The sequence below is a fragment of the Streptomyces sp. NPDC058145 genome, from assembly GCF_042884245.1.
Lineage (GTDB): Bacteria > Actinomycetota > Actinomycetes > Streptomycetales > Streptomycetaceae > Streptomyces.
This window is the reverse complement of the sequence record NZ_JBHVUH010000016.1, coordinates 1-14,294: the sequence shown is the minus strand read 5'-3', so window position 1 is coordinate 14,294 and position 14,294 is coordinate 1. Positions and strand designations below refer to the sequence as shown.

General features: G+C 70.5%; 15 protein-coding genes and 2 pseudogenes. 9 read left to right on the top strand and 8 right to left on the bottom strand.

Annotation, left to right across the window (positions count from 1 at the left end; all coding sequences use genetic code 11):
- Positions 1-56: 56 nt before the first annotated feature.
- From ACFVVO_RS31155 to ACFVVO_RS31145, 3 genes are all read right to left on the bottom strand, one after another.
- Entirely contained in the window at positions 57-1,793 is a 1,737-nt protein-coding gene (locus ACFVVO_RS31155; protein WP_390059390.1) for a SpoIIE family protein phosphatase, read from the bottom strand.
- Positions 1,794-1,985: 192 nt separating this feature from the next.
- Positions 1,986-2,822 (bottom strand): hypothetical protein, encoded by an 837-nt coding sequence (locus ACFVVO_RS31150; protein WP_390059388.1) that lies wholly within the window; start codon positions 2,820-2,822, stop codon positions 1,986-1,988.
- 248 nt (positions 2,823-3,070) lie between these two features.
- A complete protein-coding gene (locus tag ACFVVO_RS31145; protein ID WP_390059609.1) occupies positions 3,071-4,108 on the bottom strand; it encodes a GlxA family transcriptional regulator in 1,038 nt (345 codons plus the stop codon).
- A gap of 139 nt (positions 4,109-4,247) precedes the next feature.
- On the opposite strand from ACFVVO_RS31145, the pseudogene ACFVVO_RS31140 reads away from it, so the two are divergent.
- Positions 4,248-5,165 (top strand): annotated as a pseudogene (locus ACFVVO_RS31140) (NADP-dependent oxidoreductase); the annotation flags it as partial.
- A 52-nt stretch (positions 5,166-5,217) separates the two neighbouring features.
- Here the strand turns inward: ACFVVO_RS31140 and ACFVVO_RS31135 are convergent.
- Positions 5,218-5,316 (bottom strand): annotated as a pseudogene (locus ACFVVO_RS31135).
- Positions 5,317-5,549: 233 nt separating this feature from the next.
- Here ACFVVO_RS31135 and denD point away from each other — a divergent pair.
- From denD to ACFVVO_RS31105, 6 genes are all read left to right on the top strand, one after another.
- Positions 5,550-6,554: a D-erythronate dehydrogenase gene (denD, locus tag ACFVVO_RS31130; RefSeq protein WP_390059386.1), complete on the top strand. Its 1,005-nt coding sequence runs from the start codon at positions 5,550-5,552 to the stop codon at positions 6,552-6,554.
- 90 nt (positions 6,555-6,644) lie between these two features.
- Entirely contained in the window at positions 6,645-7,202 is a 558-nt protein-coding gene (locus ACFVVO_RS31125; RefSeq protein WP_390059385.1) for a DinB family protein, read from the top strand.
- Positions 7,203-7,296: 94 nt separating this feature from the next.
- The gene (locus tag ACFVVO_RS31120) at positions 7,297-7,800 is read left to right on the top strand and encodes a DUF1877 family protein (protein ID WP_390059383.1); all 504 of its coding nucleotides are present in this window, start codon (positions 7,297-7,299) and stop codon (positions 7,798-7,800) included.
- Positions 7,801-8,215: 415 nt separating this feature from the next.
- Complete coding sequence (locus ACFVVO_RS31115; RefSeq protein ID WP_390059381.1) at positions 8,216-8,737, top strand: transglycosylase SLT domain-containing protein; 522 nt, start codon at positions 8,216-8,218, stop codon at positions 8,735-8,737.
- A gap of 151 nt (positions 8,738-8,888) precedes the next feature.
- On the top strand, positions 8,889-9,272 hold the full coding sequence (locus ACFVVO_RS31110; protein ID WP_390059379.1) for a VOC family protein: 384 nt from the start codon (positions 8,889-8,891) through the stop codon (positions 9,270-9,272).
- A gap of 4 nt (positions 9,273-9,276) precedes the next feature.
- Positions 9,277-9,681 carry a ricin-type beta-trefoil lectin domain protein gene (locus tag ACFVVO_RS31105; RefSeq protein WP_390059377.1) on the top strand — a complete coding sequence of 135 codons (405 nt, stop codon included), beginning with the start codon at positions 9,277-9,279 and terminating at the stop codon, positions 9,679-9,681.
- Here ACFVVO_RS31105 and ACFVVO_RS31100 read toward each other — a convergent pair.
- A complete protein-coding gene (locus ACFVVO_RS31100) occupies positions 9,668-10,516 on the bottom strand; it encodes a maleylpyruvate isomerase family mycothiol-dependent enzyme (protein ID WP_390059376.1) in 849 nt (282 codons plus the stop codon). The two genes, ACFVVO_RS31105 and ACFVVO_RS31100, sit on opposite strands and share 14 nt — an antisense overlap.
- A gap of 172 nt (positions 10,517-10,688) precedes the next feature.
- Between ACFVVO_RS31100 and ACFVVO_RS31095 the strand changes: the two genes are divergently transcribed.
- Positions 10,689-11,243 carry a GNAT family N-acetyltransferase gene (locus ACFVVO_RS31095; RefSeq protein WP_390059374.1) on the top strand — a complete coding sequence of 185 codons (555 nt, stop codon included), beginning with the start codon at positions 10,689-10,691 and terminating at the stop codon, positions 11,241-11,243.
- A gap of 315 nt (positions 11,244-11,558) precedes the next feature.
- On the opposite strand, the gene ACFVVO_RS31090 is transcribed toward ACFVVO_RS31095, so the two are convergent.
- The 3 genes from ACFVVO_RS31090 to ACFVVO_RS31080 all read right to left on the bottom strand — a co-directional run bounded on the left by ACFVVO_RS31090 (position 11,559) and on the right by ACFVVO_RS31080 (position 14,015).
- Complete coding sequence (locus ACFVVO_RS31090) at positions 11,559-12,104, bottom strand: GNAT family N-acetyltransferase (protein WP_390059372.1); 546 nt, start codon at positions 12,102-12,104, stop codon at positions 11,559-11,561.
- Positions 12,105-12,190: 86 nt separating this feature from the next.
- Positions 12,191-13,231: a vWA domain-containing protein gene (locus ACFVVO_RS31085; protein WP_390059370.1), complete on the bottom strand. Its 1,041-nt coding sequence runs from the start codon at positions 13,229-13,231 to the stop codon at positions 12,191-12,193.
- Positions 13,232-13,655: 424 nt separating this feature from the next.
- Positions 13,656-14,015 (bottom strand): thiol-disulfide oxidoreductase DCC family protein, encoded by a 360-nt coding sequence (locus tag ACFVVO_RS31080; protein WP_390059368.1) that lies wholly within the window; start codon positions 14,013-14,015, stop codon positions 13,656-13,658.
- Between ACFVVO_RS31080 and ACFVVO_RS31075 the strand changes: the two genes are divergently transcribed.
- Positions 14,014-14,294, top strand: a 281-nt coding sequence (locus ACFVVO_RS31075) for a helix-turn-helix domain-containing protein (RefSeq protein ID WP_390059366.1), incomplete at its 3' end; no start/stop codon positions are given. The two genes, ACFVVO_RS31080 and ACFVVO_RS31075, sit on opposite strands and share 2 nt — an antisense overlap.

Below are 14,294 nucleotides of genomic sequence, written 5' to 3'. Positions count from 1 at the left end.
CGACGGTCCCGGGGTGCAGCTCCGCGGTGGCGCCGCACGGGTCGCGCCACCCCCGTCTACGGGTTGTTCGCACGGGGGACCGGCGGTGTGCGCAGAGCGAGGAGGGCGACGTCGTCGAGGCCCGGTGGGCGCACGCGCTGCAGGAGCTGATCGGTGAAGGAGGTCAGCGGCCGGTGGGCCAGGGCCGCGGCGTGCTGGCGCAGCTCGTTCAGGCCCTCGTCAAGGGTGCGGCCGGGCGCTTCGATGAGGCCGTCGGTGTAGAGCAGCAGGGTGCTGTCCGGCGGCAGCGTGATCGTGGCGTCGGGCCGCCGGTTGGCGCCGGTTCCGGTGCCGAGCAGAATGCCGTGCCCGTCGGTGAGGTACTGGGTGAGGCCGTCGTGGGTGATGAGCAGGGGCGGGGGATGACCGGCGTTCGTCCAGGACAGCTCCCAGTGGCCGTCGCCGGTACGGGTCAGCCGGGCGAAGATGAGGGTGGCCATCGCGACGTCGGTGATGGGCATGATGGCTTCGTCGAGCCGGTCGACGATCCTGCTGGGCGGCTTCTGCTGGGACCAGGCGTAGGCGCGGAGCATGTTGCGCAGCTGGGCCATGCCGGCGGCGGCCTCCAGGTCGTGGCCCACGACGTCGCCGATGGCCAGTGCGGTGGCGCCGTCGGAGAGGGCGAACGCGTCGTACCAGTCGCCGCCGACCTGCGAGGCGTCGGGGGCGGGCAGGTAGCGCACCGTCATCTGCAGGCCGGGCACGCGCGGCATCTGGGGCAGCAGATGGTTCTGCATGGTTTCGGCGACCGCGCGCTGCCGCTGGTAGAGGCGCGCGTTGTCCAGGGCCAGACCGGCACGGCGGGCGATGTCCTCCAGCAGGGTGAGGTCGGCGACGGTGAAGTCGTCCGGCTGCCCGGCGCGGCCCAGTGTCAGTGCGCCCAGCACGTCCCGGGTACTGCGGATCGGTGCGATGGCGGCGGAGCGGATGCCGGTGGCGTCGAACAGACGGCGCTGCTCGACCGCGATGCCGGAATCCGGGTCGCCGCGGTAGGTCTCCGGGCCGGCGAGCGTGGAGGCGACCCCCCGCAGGGCCCGGGACAGGGGCATGGGGGACGTCTCCGGTACCGGCGGCATCGGTCCTTGGAGGTCCACGTGGTCGACCAGGGTGCCGCCGTCGGCCTGGACCACGGCGGTGCGCCACACCTCGTCGCGCTCGGTTATCAGGTCGATGACGGCCCAGTCCGCCAGCCGGGGCAGGACCAGGTCCACCAGCCGGCGCAGCGCCTCGTCGACGTCGAGGGTCGAGGTCAGCCGGGTGGTGGTCTCGGCGAGCAGAGCCAGTCGCTCCAGGTCGGTGAGTGTTTCGGCTGCCTCTTCGGGGCGCGCGCCGGTCCGCTGCGGTTGCTCGAGGGGATGGAAGACCACGAGCGTGCCGCGCGCGTCGGCTCCGATGTCGTAGGGGGTGATCATCCAGGAGATGGGCAGCACGGAGCCGTCGGCGTGCGCGAAGTAGTCGACGAGGCCGTGTGCCGGGTGTCCGGAGTGGAACGCCTGCCGCATGCTGCACTGCGCGGCGGGCAGCCGCTGTCCCTGGGACCCGCGGTGCAGCAGGTCATGGGCGTCCTGACCGATCAGCTCCCGGGTACTGCGGCCCAGCAGGCGCCCGCCGCGGGCGTTGACGGCGACGATACGGCCCTGCTCGTCGACGGCGTACGCGCCGGCACCGATGGCCTCCAGCGCGCGGGTCAGCCGGGAGGACGACGCCGTCCGGAACCGCTCATGGCGGGTTTCCGTGCTCTCCGGCTGCCCCATGTCCTCGCCTCCTGCTTGTCGGGTTGTGAACCTGCGTGCCGCTGGACGCGCCGTGCGAGGCCCTTGCATGTCTCTTGTACCCCGTGTGCCCCGCTGATGATGAGCAACCAGCCGTGTATCGCGGTCCCTGCCCCGAGCGCTCGGTAGCCGCGCGCGGCGGACCACGACACAGAGTGGTTCGGACCGGGCCGGTCAGGGGCGTTCGCAGAGCTGGAGGAAGCCGGCGACGGAGAAGCACAGGGCACCGGTGAGCGTGCCCCAGTTGGCGATGTCCGCGTTGACCAGGCTGCCGGTGGCGGGGCGGGTGAAGGCGGCGAGGGCGGAGACCATGAACAGGACCGAGCCGAGCTGGTTCACGGCGACGATCCACCAGCCGAGACTGCGTGGATGGGCGCAGGGGCGGCCGCGGTGGCAGATCTCGGTGAAGCCCAGGTGCCCGGAGACCAGGAAGAACACGCAGCCGATCACGTCGGGCACCCAGATCAACCGGTTGGTCTGCTGAACGCTCAGCCCCCGCAGGAAGGAGTTGAGCAGGTTGACCGCGAACACGAGCGTGCCGGCGAAGAGGACGAACGCGCTCAGCCAGTCCACCCGCATCGGCTCATAGCTCCACCACCGCCAGCGGCGCGTGATCAGCCGGCCCTCGGCGTGGAGCGGAGCGTTGATCACCTGGAGCAGCGACACGTAGCCGCCGGTGTTGAAGAACAGACCACCGGCGAAGTAGATCGAGGCGCACTCGACGGCGTCACCGGAGCCGAACTGGGCGACGCCCGCGCCCACCGAGAAGAGGGCTCCGCCGATGATGAAGGCGGTCGCCGCGATGGCGTTGAGTCTGCGCAGCCGGCCGACGGACACGGCGTCCGCGGGGGCTCGACGGCTCCGCTCGGCACCGGGTGGCCGGACGACGACGGTTCCGCGCCGCCGTGCGGTCCGCGACTCCCACACCACGATCTCGCCGCCGGGACGGTGCCACGTCTGCCTGGTGACGAACGGTCCCGCGCCCTCGGCATGCTGCTCCGGCTGCCCCACGCGCCGAGGTTAGACGGCAGGCGGCCCTGGCCGGAGTGCGAAACGCCGTCCCGCCGAGCCGGCGGGTGCGAGAGTCCGTAAGGCGATGGGCCATCAGGTCGAGGGGCGGCCCCAAGCAGCTTCACATCCCTGCCGTGCGCCCGCCCGACACCGCTTCGACGCTCAGCGGACTGGGTGCCCATCGGCTGCGACAAGGTGGCCAGGGCGACCTCGTCGTGTCCGTGGTCCGCGCGGAGGCCGGCTGGGCCTCACAGAACCCCGGCGAGGTCGTTGTCGGGGCTGAAGGCGCGACGGTAGGCGGCGGGGGAGACCCCGAACGTGGTGCGCATGTGCGCGCGCAGGGAGTTCGCGGAGCCGAAGCCGGCCCGGTGCGCGACCAGGTCGATGGAGATGTCGGTGGTCTCCAGCAACTGCTTGGCCAGTTCCAGACGTTGTGCGGTGAGCCATTGCACCGGGGTCATGCCGACCTCGTCGCGGAACCGCCGCGTGAAGGTGCGCAGGCTCATCCGGGCGTGTCCGGCGAGTTGGAGGAGGGACAGCGGCTCGCCGAGGTGCTCCAACGCCCAGGCGCGGGTGGCGGTGGTGCTGGCGACGGTGGGTTCGGGGACCGGACGGTCGATGTACTGGGCCTGTCCGCCGTCCCGCCAGGGCGGCACGACGCACATGCGGGCGGCCCGGTTGGCCGAGGCCGCGCCGTGATCGCGGCGGATCATGTGCAGGCACAGGTCGACACCGGCGGCCACGCCCGCCGAGGTCAGCACGTCGCCGTCGTCGACGAACAGCACACCCTCGTCCACCTTGACCTTCGGGTAGGCGCGGCGGAACTCCGGCGCCAGGTTCCAGTGGGTGGTGGCCGGCCGCCCGTCGAGCAGCCCGGCCGCGGCCAGCACGTAGGAGCCGGTGCAGATCGACACCAGGCGGGTGCCGGGCCGGATGCCGGCGATGGCCGCCATCACTTCGGGGGGCAGCGGGCCGCCGCGGCCCAGCTCGGGCATGGCGTGCGTGGGCGGGACGATCACGGTGTCCGCGGCGGCCAGGGCCTCGGGCCCGGCCGCGGGCTGCACGGTGAAGCCGGCGTCGCTGAGCACCGGCGCACCGTCGGCGGTGCAGACGGTGACGTCGTAGAGCGGGCGGCCCTCGGAGTCCGCCACGCTGCCGAACACACGGGAGGGGATGCCCAGTTCGAAGGGCGGGACGCCCGGCAGGGCGAGCACGGCGATCCGGTGCCGGCGGGGCGGCGCGTCCACCACCCGGTCCGGTGTGCCCGTCGTCCCCGATGCTCGCATTTCACCCATGGCCAGATCCTGTCACATAGTGGCCGGACGGCCAACACTGTGGCGGGCCCACCTCCCGGATCGTGGACCGCGTCGAGCCGGGGAGGTCCCGGTGACGTGCGGATCCGAGACGGAAGACGAGGCAGACAGCATGCGTGCGGTGGTCGTGGAGCAGTGGGGTGGGCCCGAGAACCTGGTCCAGCGTGAGGTCGAGCGCCCCGAGCCGGGACTGAACGAGGTCCTGGTGCGGGTGCACGCGGCCGGAGTGAACCCGGTGGACTGGAAGACCCGCTCCGGCGGAGCCCTCATCGACTGGGGCACCGTTCCCGCCGTCGGCTGGGACGTGTCCGGCACCGTCGAGGCCGTCGGACCGGGTGTGGGGATGTGGCGCCCCGGGGACGAGGTCTTCGGAATGCCGCTGTTCCCGCGCCAGGCGGGGGCTTATGCCGATTACGTGGTGGCACCGGCCCGGCACTTCGCCCCCAAGCCGGCGAACCTCACGCACGTGGAGGCGGCCGCCCTGCCGCTGGCCGCGCTGACCGCCTGGCAGGCCCTGGTGGACACGGCGAACGTGCGCCCGGGCGAGCGGGTACTGGTGCACGCGGCGGGCGGTGGCGTCGGCCACTTCGCGGTGCAGATCGCCAAGGCCCGCGGTGCGTACGTCATCGGCACCGCCGGCGCCGGCAAGCACGACCTGGTCCGGGCGCTGGGCGCGGACGAGGTGATCGACTACCGCACGGTGCGGTTCGAGGACGTCGTGAGCGACGTCGACGTAGTGCTCGACGGACTGGGCGGGGAGAGCGCCGAGCGCTCGGTGAAGGTGCTCCGGCCCGGCGGCCGGCTGATCACCCTGCCCGGCCCCGACGACGTACCCGCGACCCCGGACGAGGTCCGGGCGGTGTGGATGCTGGTGGAGCCCGACCATCTGGGCCTGCGTGAGATCGCCGCCCTGGTGGAGCGGGGCGTGCTGAGGCCTGTGGTGGAGACGGTCCTGCCGCTGACGGATGCCGCGAAGGCGCACGAGATCGGCGAGCGCGGCCGGACCACGGGCAAGATCGTCCTGACGGTCGTCCGACCCCCGGCCACCCCCCTTACCGGGTCGGCCGGGGTGGTGTCCCCTGTGGCGGAGAGGGCAGGATTCGAACCTGCGTGGACCCCCGCGGGGGCCCGACCATGAGCATGCTCGCTGGTCCCCGATCAACCACTCCGGGCACCTCTCCTCGTTCCCGGCCCGGTGTTCTCCCGGCCCGTTCACGTGAACAAGACTGGCAGGGCCCCCTGACGGGCCGCTGATCCGCCCCTGACGCGGACGTGGCCCGTCGGCCCGCCTCACCCGACCGTGTCCCGATGTCACCCCGGCCCCAGCCCGCACCATTCCCGACGTGAGGTTTGGCCCGGCGAGTCCCTGTGAAGAGTCTCGACCGGCCGGGCTCACCGCCAAGGGAGGGATCACATGAGGATCGTCGTCACGGGCGCGTTCGGTTTCCTGGGACGTCGGCTCGCCGGCACGCTGCTTCGGACCCGGACGTTCGGGGGCGCCCCGATCACACGGCTGGTCCTCGCCGACCGCATCGTGCCGCCGCCCGACTCCGCCATGGCGGCCGACCCGCTCGTGGACGTCGTGCACGGCGAAGTGTTCGACCGGCTCGGTGAGGTGTTCGCCGAGCCGGTCGACGTGCTGTTCCACCTCGCCGCCGCGGTGTCGGCCGAGTGCGAGGCCGACGTCGATCTCGGCATGCGCGCCAACGTGGACACCACCCGCGCCCTGCTCGATGCCGCCCGGGCCCAGTCGGCCGGCGGTGGACCGAGCGTGCGCCTGGTGTTCGCCAGCAGTCTCGCCGTCTACGGCTCCCACCCGGCGATGCCCCTGCCCGCGGTGGTCAGCGAGTCGACCCTGCCCACGCCGCAGTCGAGTTACGGGACGCAGAAACTCGTGTGCGAGCACCTGATCGCGGACTGCACCCGCCACGGCTTCCTCGACGGCCGCGTCGCCCGTCTGATGACCGTCGCGGTCAGGCCGGGCAAGCCCAACGCGGCCGCTTCCGGATTCCTGTCCGGCATCATCCGTGAGCCCCTCGCCGGACGCCCGACGACCTGCCCGGTGAGCCCCGAACTGCGGGCGGCCCTGTCCTCACCACGCCGCGCCGTCGCGGGGCTCCTCCGCGTCGCCCAGGCCGAACGCGGTGCCGGGCCCGGTCGGCTCGACGGCCCGCTGCCGGTCAACCTCCCCGCGCTCACGGTGTCGGTGGCCCAGATGCTCGCCACACTCCGGCAGTTGGCCGGTGACGCTGTCGCCGACCTGGTGACGATCGAGCCCGATCCGGTGGTCGAAGCCATCGTGGGCTCCTGGCCCGCCGTGTTCGACAACCGGCGCGCGGCGGCACTGGGTCTCGAACCCGACCCCGACTTCGCCTCCATCGTGCGGGACCACCTCACCGATCACACCGGCACCTCCTGACCGGCACACCCGTATGCGGCAGCGACTGCCCTCGGCGCGAATCCGAAACTCAATGGCGGACACGGGCCGTCGGTCATCACCATGCAACGCATGAGCGATCAACCCGCGCGATGGACCCAGGCAACCGTCTACCCCGACATGTGGGCCGACCCGAACGACGACCCCCGCGACAACGGGAACAGCCCGGACGGCGAACTCGCGACACTGCAGGACTTCTTGACCAACTACCGCATGACCCTGCGGATGAAGTGCGAGGGCCTGAACGCGGAACAACTGGCCCGCAGGTCGGTCCCGCCGTCGACGATGTCGCTGCTCGGCCTGCTCCGCCACCTCGCCGAGGTGGAAAGGGACTGGCGCAACTGGCTCGGCGACGACGAACCGCTGCCGAAGCTGTACGGCTCGAGGGACGCGGACTTCCTCGGAGCCGTCGCCGAGCAGGCCGTGGTCGACGCGGCCCATGCCGATCTGGAGCGCGAGCAGAACGCGACCGACGCCGCGCTGGCCGAGCACGCGGACCTGGGCGAGCGCGTCGGAAAGGACGGGATCGCCATCCGGGAACTGATGGTGCACAGGATCGACGAGTACGCCCGCCACTGCGGACACGCCGACCTGCTGCGCGAGTGCGTCGACGGACGAGTCGGCCAGTGAGCCGGTGACGACGAACAGTGCGTTGTCAGAGCCCCGGGATACGCTCCGCCGCTGACGGCCCGCGCACGCAGGGCCGCACGGAGGAGGGGGTGCTGTGAGCTTCCACATGCATCTGCGCGCCGTCCCGGACTCGGAGGTCCGGCTCGAGTACGCCTGGCTGCACGCGTTCATGGGCGCCGCCTGGGACTGGGACGTCCATCAGGCCGAGTACGAGGCCGGAGTCGCGGAGTCCATCGAGAAGGACTTCAGTGCGGTGAACGACCTCTGCGAGGCCGGCAGCAAGCTGAGCGAGGGGCGGGGCGGGGTATGGGAGCTGCCCGTCTTCGGCGGTGACCTCATCTGCCATTCCGCCGACGAGCAACCGCCCTTCCTCCACCTGCCCCCGGACGCGGTGCGGCAGGCGGCAGCCTTCCTCCGGGACGTCTCGTTCGACGTCCTCTGGGGAACGGCGGGCCCCAAGCTGCACGCCTCGTTCGGTCCCGGCTGGGCCGAAGCGGACGTCAGGGAGATCCACGCTCGGCACCACGCGGACCTGAGCGCCTTCTACCAGCGCGCCGCGACAGCCGGCGAGGCAGTGGTCAAGGCGTTCTGGTACTGAGCCTCCCCCCTGTCGGACCCACGACCTCCTCCGACGCGAGGGCGGCCTCGGCGCGGGCCCTCACAGGGCCGGGTATTAAGCGCCGATCTGCACGAAAAGGGGTGATGCGGCCCATAGGAGCCATGTCACGTCCTACGCGGCATCGTAGAAGTGGTCGGCGGCGAACGGGGGCTTTGAGCGGCGGGAAGTCCGATATAGGACATCTCTACGCTCTTGGGTAGTAGGTCACACTCTTGCATGGTTTCGGCGGGCCGCTAAACATGTTGGTCGTTGCCCCGCAACCGGCGGGGCCGACCGGGCGATCATCACCGGGCATGCCCGCTGCTTCGTGCAGTACGGCCCTGGTTCCGAAGCCCCGCACCGTGACCGGCACCCGGCCGGCGCCTCGTAGACGTCCCCCAGGAGTTCCTTTCACATGACCGCGATCACCGCCAACCGCCGCCTTGCCCGCCTGCGCACTCTCGCTCTGACCGGCATCGCCACGACCGGCGCCGCGACCGTGGCCCTCACGCTGATGCCCGCTTCCGCGCAGGCCGCCGAGGCACCGCAGACCGCCCACAGCGCCTCGGCTCCCTCGCGCGACAGCCACACCGACTCCAAGGGCTCCACCGGCAGCGCCGGGAACCTCGACGGCTGGATCAAGCAGTCGCTGTCCATCATGAAGGAGAAGGGCATCCCGGGCAGCTACGAGGGCCTGCACCGCAACATCATGCGGGAGTCCAGCGGCAACCCCAACGCCCAGAACAACTGGGACGTCAACGCGCAGAACGGCATCCCGTCCAAGGGCCTGCTCCAGGTGATCGAGCCCACCTTCAAGGCCTACCACGTCGACGGCACCGCCAACAGCGTCACCGACCCGGTCGCGAACATCACCGCGGCCGCCAACTACGCCGCGGACCGCTACGGTTCCATCGACAACGTCGACTCCGCGTACTGAGCATCGCCGATGGACGCAGCCGTCCAGTAACCGGTGTGAAGACGTTGATCGCCCGGCGGTGCCGCCGAGTCCCCCGACCGGGCGCGACCCCGGCCGGACGCCGGGCTGAATACCGGCGCCGCAGCCAGGTGGTCCACCTACACTGACGGGCATGGCATGCCGCATCAGTGAACTGGTCCTCGACGCCGCGGATCCCGAGCGGCTCGCCGCGTTCTGGAGCGAGGTCCTCGGCTACGTCGAACTCGGCCGGGAGGACGACGGAAGCATCGCGATCGGGCCGCCCGACGCCGGTCTCGGTGGCCCGCAGCCCATCCTCGTCCTCAGCCCCAGCAGCGACCCGCGGACCGGGAAGCTGCCACTGCACATCGACGTCAACGCCACCGACCGTGACCAGGACGCCGAGCTGGAGCGGTTGCTCGCTCTCGGCGCCAAGCCCGCCGACGTCGGTCAGACCGGCACCGAGAGCTGGCACGTCCTGGCCGACCCGGAGGGCAACGAATTCTGCCTTCTGCGCACCCGGATCCAGCCCCTCTGACTCCGTGAGTCCCGACGCCGCGTCGCGTGCCCGCGCCGCCGTCCGAGGTCCAGGTCATGGCTCCGGCAACGTCCGGCATTGGCCTGAACTCGATGCTGGATGTCGAGGTGGGATCTGGAGCAGAACCCCCGACGTCACCGCGCTCCGGCAGGTGGCGACCCGTCTGTGCCTCACACTGCGCAACAAGCAGGTGACCATGAAGCCCTGCGCGGCCGCCGACAAGGCGGCACTGTGGTCCGCGATCGAGACACCGAACGGCACCCAGCTCGTGAACAGCGTGAGTGGCACGTGCCTCGCACGGCTGGCGAACGACAACGCCTACGTCACCAGGTGCACCTTCGGCGACGCCCAGCGCTGGCTGGTACTGCCCTGGATCGTCGGGGGAGGGGGGCGGTTCAGGGTGCGGTGAACAACGTGGGGAAGCGGGGGGCGAGCCAGGGCCGGCGGCCCCAGGCGAGGACCTGTCCCCGGGCGATGGCGCGCCACGGATTGAGCCGGCCGAGTGCGATGAGCAGGAAGGCGACGGGGTCGAGCAGAATGGTGCAATCCACGTCCTGCGGCGCTGACCCGGGCGTCACCCGCACGGCACCATCGGCCAGCGACACGCCGAACGTCTCACCCCCACGCAACTTGATCCGGTAACGGGCCTCGAGCCCGGCCGTGGCTTCGGGGTCAGCGACACGCGGCATGACCGAGAGCATGAACGGCATGCACAGGCTCACCCGTGCCGGGTCGACCATGTGCGGGCTCTTCAGGGCGCGAGCCAGGTCGTACCCATGGCCGAGCATGTGCGTGAGCAGGTACGACGCGAGAACGGACCGGCTCATCACGCCCAAGGGCGTGGTCGGTGCCTGGCCATCGGCCGCAGAGCGTGACAGAGCGTCCAGGAACGCCTCGACCTGCTCCGTGATCATCGTCGCGAGCGGCTCCGCCCGGCGCTCCGCGAAGACGGCGAGGGACTCCGCGTTGGCGTCGGCGAGGCTCTGCGGGGTTCCGTCACCGTAGGAGCGCTCCCGCCCGGCTGCCAGGTCGGCCATCAGCTCGTTCGCCATGGCCAGGTGCGCGGCGACCTCACCGACGGTCCACTCCGACCCCGGCACGGCAAGCGCCGTATCGCCCGCCCTCCGCACCAGCGCGGCTATCTCCTCGGCAGTGCCCCGGATCGCCTGCCCCAGCCCCTCGGGCAAGGTCCACGATCCGTCCTGCCGTTCCGTCCTGTGCACGTAGCTCGCTCCACTCCACATCCGCCGCGCCCGCCCAACATGCCGACGGAGCTGGTACCCAACCAGACCCGACGACGCGCGACAAGTCCCCGCACGCCCCCGCCTCGGTCCTGCTGCTCGACGGCCCGGCCGCCAACTGACAAGATCGCTTATCGGGTTGCCGCAGACCAGCCCGGGCGGATAAGAAGCCTGCATGCTCAGGGGTAACAAGGTCGGGCTCAGGGCCCGGCACGAGGACGACATCCCGGTCCTGCGGGCCGAGCTCTACGACGACGTGGTGAACGCCTCGCGGGCCGAAGGCGGGCCGTGGCGGCCGATCACGCCCGGTTCGAATGACCCGCGGCTCGTGGTGGACGACACCCAACAGGCGAGCGTGCAGTTCTCCGTGGTGGAGCTGGAGGGCGGCACGCTGGTCGGCACCGCGACGCTGTGGGGCATCGACAACCACAACCGGTCCGCGCACATCGGGCTGGGGCTGCTGCCGTCCTGCCGCGGCAAGGGCTACGGCACCGACGTGGTCGCGGTGCTGTCCCACTACGGCATCATCGTGCGCGGCCTGCAGCGGCTGCAGATCGAGACGCTGTCGGACAACACCGCGATGCTGCGCTCCGCCGAGCGCAACGGCTTCGTCCGCGAGGGCGTGCTGCGCTCCTCGGCCTGGGTGATGGGCGAGTTCCTGGACCAGGTGCTGCTCGGACTCCTCGCCCAGGACTGGAAGCCGGACGCCAAGGACCGGGCCACGGTCTGACGATCAAGGGTGCGGGACCGGCCTCTGCGGACCGACCTGCACCGTGCAGGTGACCCGGACTGGTCGCGGGCGGTGATCGAGGCTCGCACCGCCAGGCTCGTAGGGGTGCCCCAGAACGGGACCGAGCCGGGTCGACCGCGCGCCCGACCCTGCTCCGAACACCGCGTGATCACCGAAGGCCACGAACCTCCGCCGGCCATGGCGTCAACCCCTGGATCCGCGGCTTCAGCCGGCTGCGGATCCAGGGGACGCGTGAGGCGGACACCCGCAGCCGAGAGCGAGGCGAACACCGCGTAGGCCCTGTGCTGGGACCGGTCAGCTGTCATCCCGAAGGAGCGCGTACATGAACATGTCTCGGCGTTCGCTCCCCACCAGCTGCCAACTCCTCAGAAGCCCCTCCCGCTTGAACCCGGCCCGCTCAGCCGTCTTCAAGGACGCCACGTTCCAGGGCTCGACGTAGAGTTCAAGACGTGGGATCTCCAGATCCGTGATGGCCCATCGGACGACTGCGGACAGCCCAGCCTCGGCAGCCCCGCTCCCGCGGGCCGACTTGACCACCCAGTAGCCCAGTGACGCCCGCCCCTCGCCGATGTTCCTCAGCCACAGACCGACAGTGCCGACCGGTATGCCGTCTTCGGTCGCGATCACGAACGGATAGCCGGCTCCCGCGGCAGCGCGTCCCCATTGACGCTCGACGAAGGCCACCCCCTCCGCTTCGGAGTACTGCGTCGGCACCGTCGTGATCAATGGGATGTAGCCGTCCTGGGACGCTTCGCGAACGAGGTCCAGATCGGCGAGACACCATGGCCTGAGGGTGAGACCTTCATCCGTGGCAAGCTCGGGCACGTCCAGCGATTCCATGACCGTATCCTGCCGATCCTCCTGGTCGGGCGCACACGGGTATCCGACCACCCCTGGGGCTGCCGTCACCGCTGACCCGGTAGGTGTCAGAGCATCAGCAGAAGCCGTGTGTTCGGTACGAGCTTGCGGTTCACGCTGGTGCTCTGCACGAAGATCGTGTAGTCGTCGTTGTGGTCCGGCTTGACGCGGATCTCCACGTCCGGCAGGCCGAGCAGGGCTCGGGCCTCGGGCCCGGTGTACACCCGGTCCGTCTTCTTCTCCAGCACCGCGATCTGCTTCTGCGCCTGGATCTTCTCCGACTTGCTCAGCTGGTAGAACGCGCCACCGGTGCGGTAGTTGTGCCCGCACTCGATGACCCATTCCCGGATCCCCGCGTGGCGAGCCACCGGGATCAGCTGGTACTCCGACGGCTTCGCCGGGGTCAGGCCGGCCGCCTTGATCGTCTTCTTGTTGACCGTCTGGGCGCCCGTTGAGAACACCGCCCGCGAGCCTCTGATGCCCTGGGAGCGGCCCACCATGAAGTTCTCGGTGGCCTGCCTGATGACCTGCCCGGCCTCCTCAAGGCCCTGTGTGCTCGTGGCGTCCCAGATGGCTATGTTGTCCTTCGGGAAACCGCACTGCATGGCCTCACGCTTGCCCATCTGGTCCGGCACGAGGACGGCCAGGGTCCAGTTGTCCTGCTGTGTCCGCATCATCTCGGCCACGGCTTGCACCAGTTCACGCGGATCCCTGGAAGAGGCATCCGGGCAGCGATGACTTGCGTTCTCCTGTCCGTCGGTGAGAACGAAGGTCAGGAAGCTGTGGTCGCCGTACAGTTGCGCGGTCTGCGCCAGCTCCCGCTGCGACTTCAGTGCGGCCGCCAGCAGAGCCGTCATCCCACCGACGCGGTAGAGCTGCTTGAGTGACGGCATCCGCAGCACGTCCTTGTCGTAGATGACGCACTCCACCTTGTCCGCGAAGACGTACACCGTGACGCGCGTTTCCTGGTCCAGCTCCCTCGACCGGCGGGCGAGGTACGCGATCTGCTGGTCGGCGACTTCGACGACCTTGCGGCTCAGGTGCGACATGGACGAACTGGCATCCAGCACAAGGGCAACGTGGTTGATGTAGTTCTGGTTTCCGGACATGACAGCTCCCCCTCGTTCCGACTCGATGCTCCTACCGTCTCACCCGCCACTGACAATCGGACTTGGCTCCCAGACCGGACGAATCCACCCACCCGACCAGGCGGAGCGGGCAGCACGAACACGGGCCGGTCGGCAGGGGCGGGACGGCGGGTGCCGCAGTCGTCGAAGCCGGCCTCGACGAAGGTGACGCCGTCAGGGCTGGGCGGGTGCGCGACCAGGCGCCGTCGGCACCGACCACCACTCATGGTTCTCAGGGCGGACCAGGGCGCGGAACCGGTCGAGACTCCGCCGCGCGCAGCGCCACTTGCCCGGTACTGGCATGTACGTCGAGGCTGCCGCCCTGGGGGCGGGCATCGGTGGAAGCCTCAGCCTCGAAGACAACGACGGGCCGTCACCGGGGCCCGCGCTGCCGATTCGTTCCCTCTCAGCTCTTCCCTGGCCTTCGGTCGGTGGGGGAGGAGCAGGCCGATGTGCTGCCGGGCAGCCGGTGACGGTTGTGGGCGATGGCGCGGTAGATGCCGTGGGCGAGCCAGCGTGCCGGCGCCAGCTGCAGTACCGCCCCCGCGACGGCCCAGCCGCCGCGTGCGCTCGACAGCAATTTGGCGACCGCTTGTGCGCCGCCGTACACCGTTCCGTCAGCGGTGACCGGAGTTCTTGAGCGCAGGCCCCTGTCTTCAGGGAGGGGTTGGCTCGTCCTCGGCGCGAGCCGCGCAGCGGTGGAGTTCGCTGCGTTGTCAGTGGCCGCCGGTACAGTGATCACATCAACTGGAGGGGGTGTATTCATGCTGTCGGGCCGCAGATACCGGCTTGATTTGACGGCCGAACAGGCGCAGATGTGTGAGGAGTTCGGAAGCGTCTGCCGGGCGGTGTGGAACATTGGCCTTCACCAGCGCCGCGAGTACCGGCGGCGCGGTGCGTGGATGAACTACGCGCCGCAGTGCGCCGAGCTGGCCGCCGCCAAACCCGATCATCCGTGGTTGAAGGCCGCCCCGTCGCACGCGCTTCAGCAGACCCTGAAGGATCTGGACCGGGCGTGCCGGGAGCATGGAACGTTCAGGGTGCG

Excerpts from the sequence above, each read along its gene's own strand:
- ACFVVO_RS31145 (WP_390059609.1), bottom strand. The coding sequence starts at position 4,108 with ATGCGAGCATCGGGGACGACGGGCACACCGGACCGGGTGGTGGACGCG.
- denD (WP_390059386.1), top strand. The coding sequence starts at position 5,550 with ATGAGGATCGTCGTCACGGGCGCGTTCGGTTTCCTGGGACGTCGGCTC.
- ACFVVO_RS31110 (WP_390059379.1), top strand. The coding sequence starts at position 8,889 with ATGGCATGCCGCATCAGTGAACTGGTCCTCGACGCCGCGGATCCCGAG.
- ACFVVO_RS31095 (WP_390059374.1), top strand. The coding sequence starts at position 10,689 with ATGCTCAGGGGTAACAAGGTCGGGCTCAGGGCCCGGCACGAGGACGAC.
- ACFVVO_RS31115 (WP_390059381.1), top strand. The coding sequence starts at position 8,216 with ATGACCGCGATCACCGCCAACCGCCGCCTTGCCCGCCTGCGCACTCTC.
- ACFVVO_RS31155 (WP_390059390.1), bottom strand. The coding sequence starts at position 1,793 with ATGGGGCAGCCGGAGAGCACGGAAACCCGCCATGAGCGGTTCCGGACG.
- ACFVVO_RS31090 (WP_390059372.1), bottom strand. The coding sequence starts at position 12,104 with ATGGAATCGCTGGACGTGCCCGAGCTTGCCACGGATGAAGGTCTCACC.
- ACFVVO_RS31085 (WP_390059370.1), bottom strand. The coding sequence starts at position 13,231 with ATGTCCGGAAACCAGAACTACATCAACCACGTTGCCCTTGTGCTGGAT.
- ACFVVO_RS31100 (WP_390059376.1), bottom strand. The coding sequence starts at position 10,516 with ATGTGGAGTGGAGCGAGCTACGTGCACAGGACGGAACGGCAGGACGGA.
- ACFVVO_RS31125 (WP_390059385.1), top strand. The coding sequence starts at position 6,645 with ATGAGCGATCAACCCGCGCGATGGACCCAGGCAACCGTCTACCCCGAC.
- ACFVVO_RS31080 (WP_390059368.1), bottom strand. The coding sequence starts at position 14,015 with ATGAATACACCCCCTCCAGTTGATGTGATCACTGTACCGGCGGCCACT.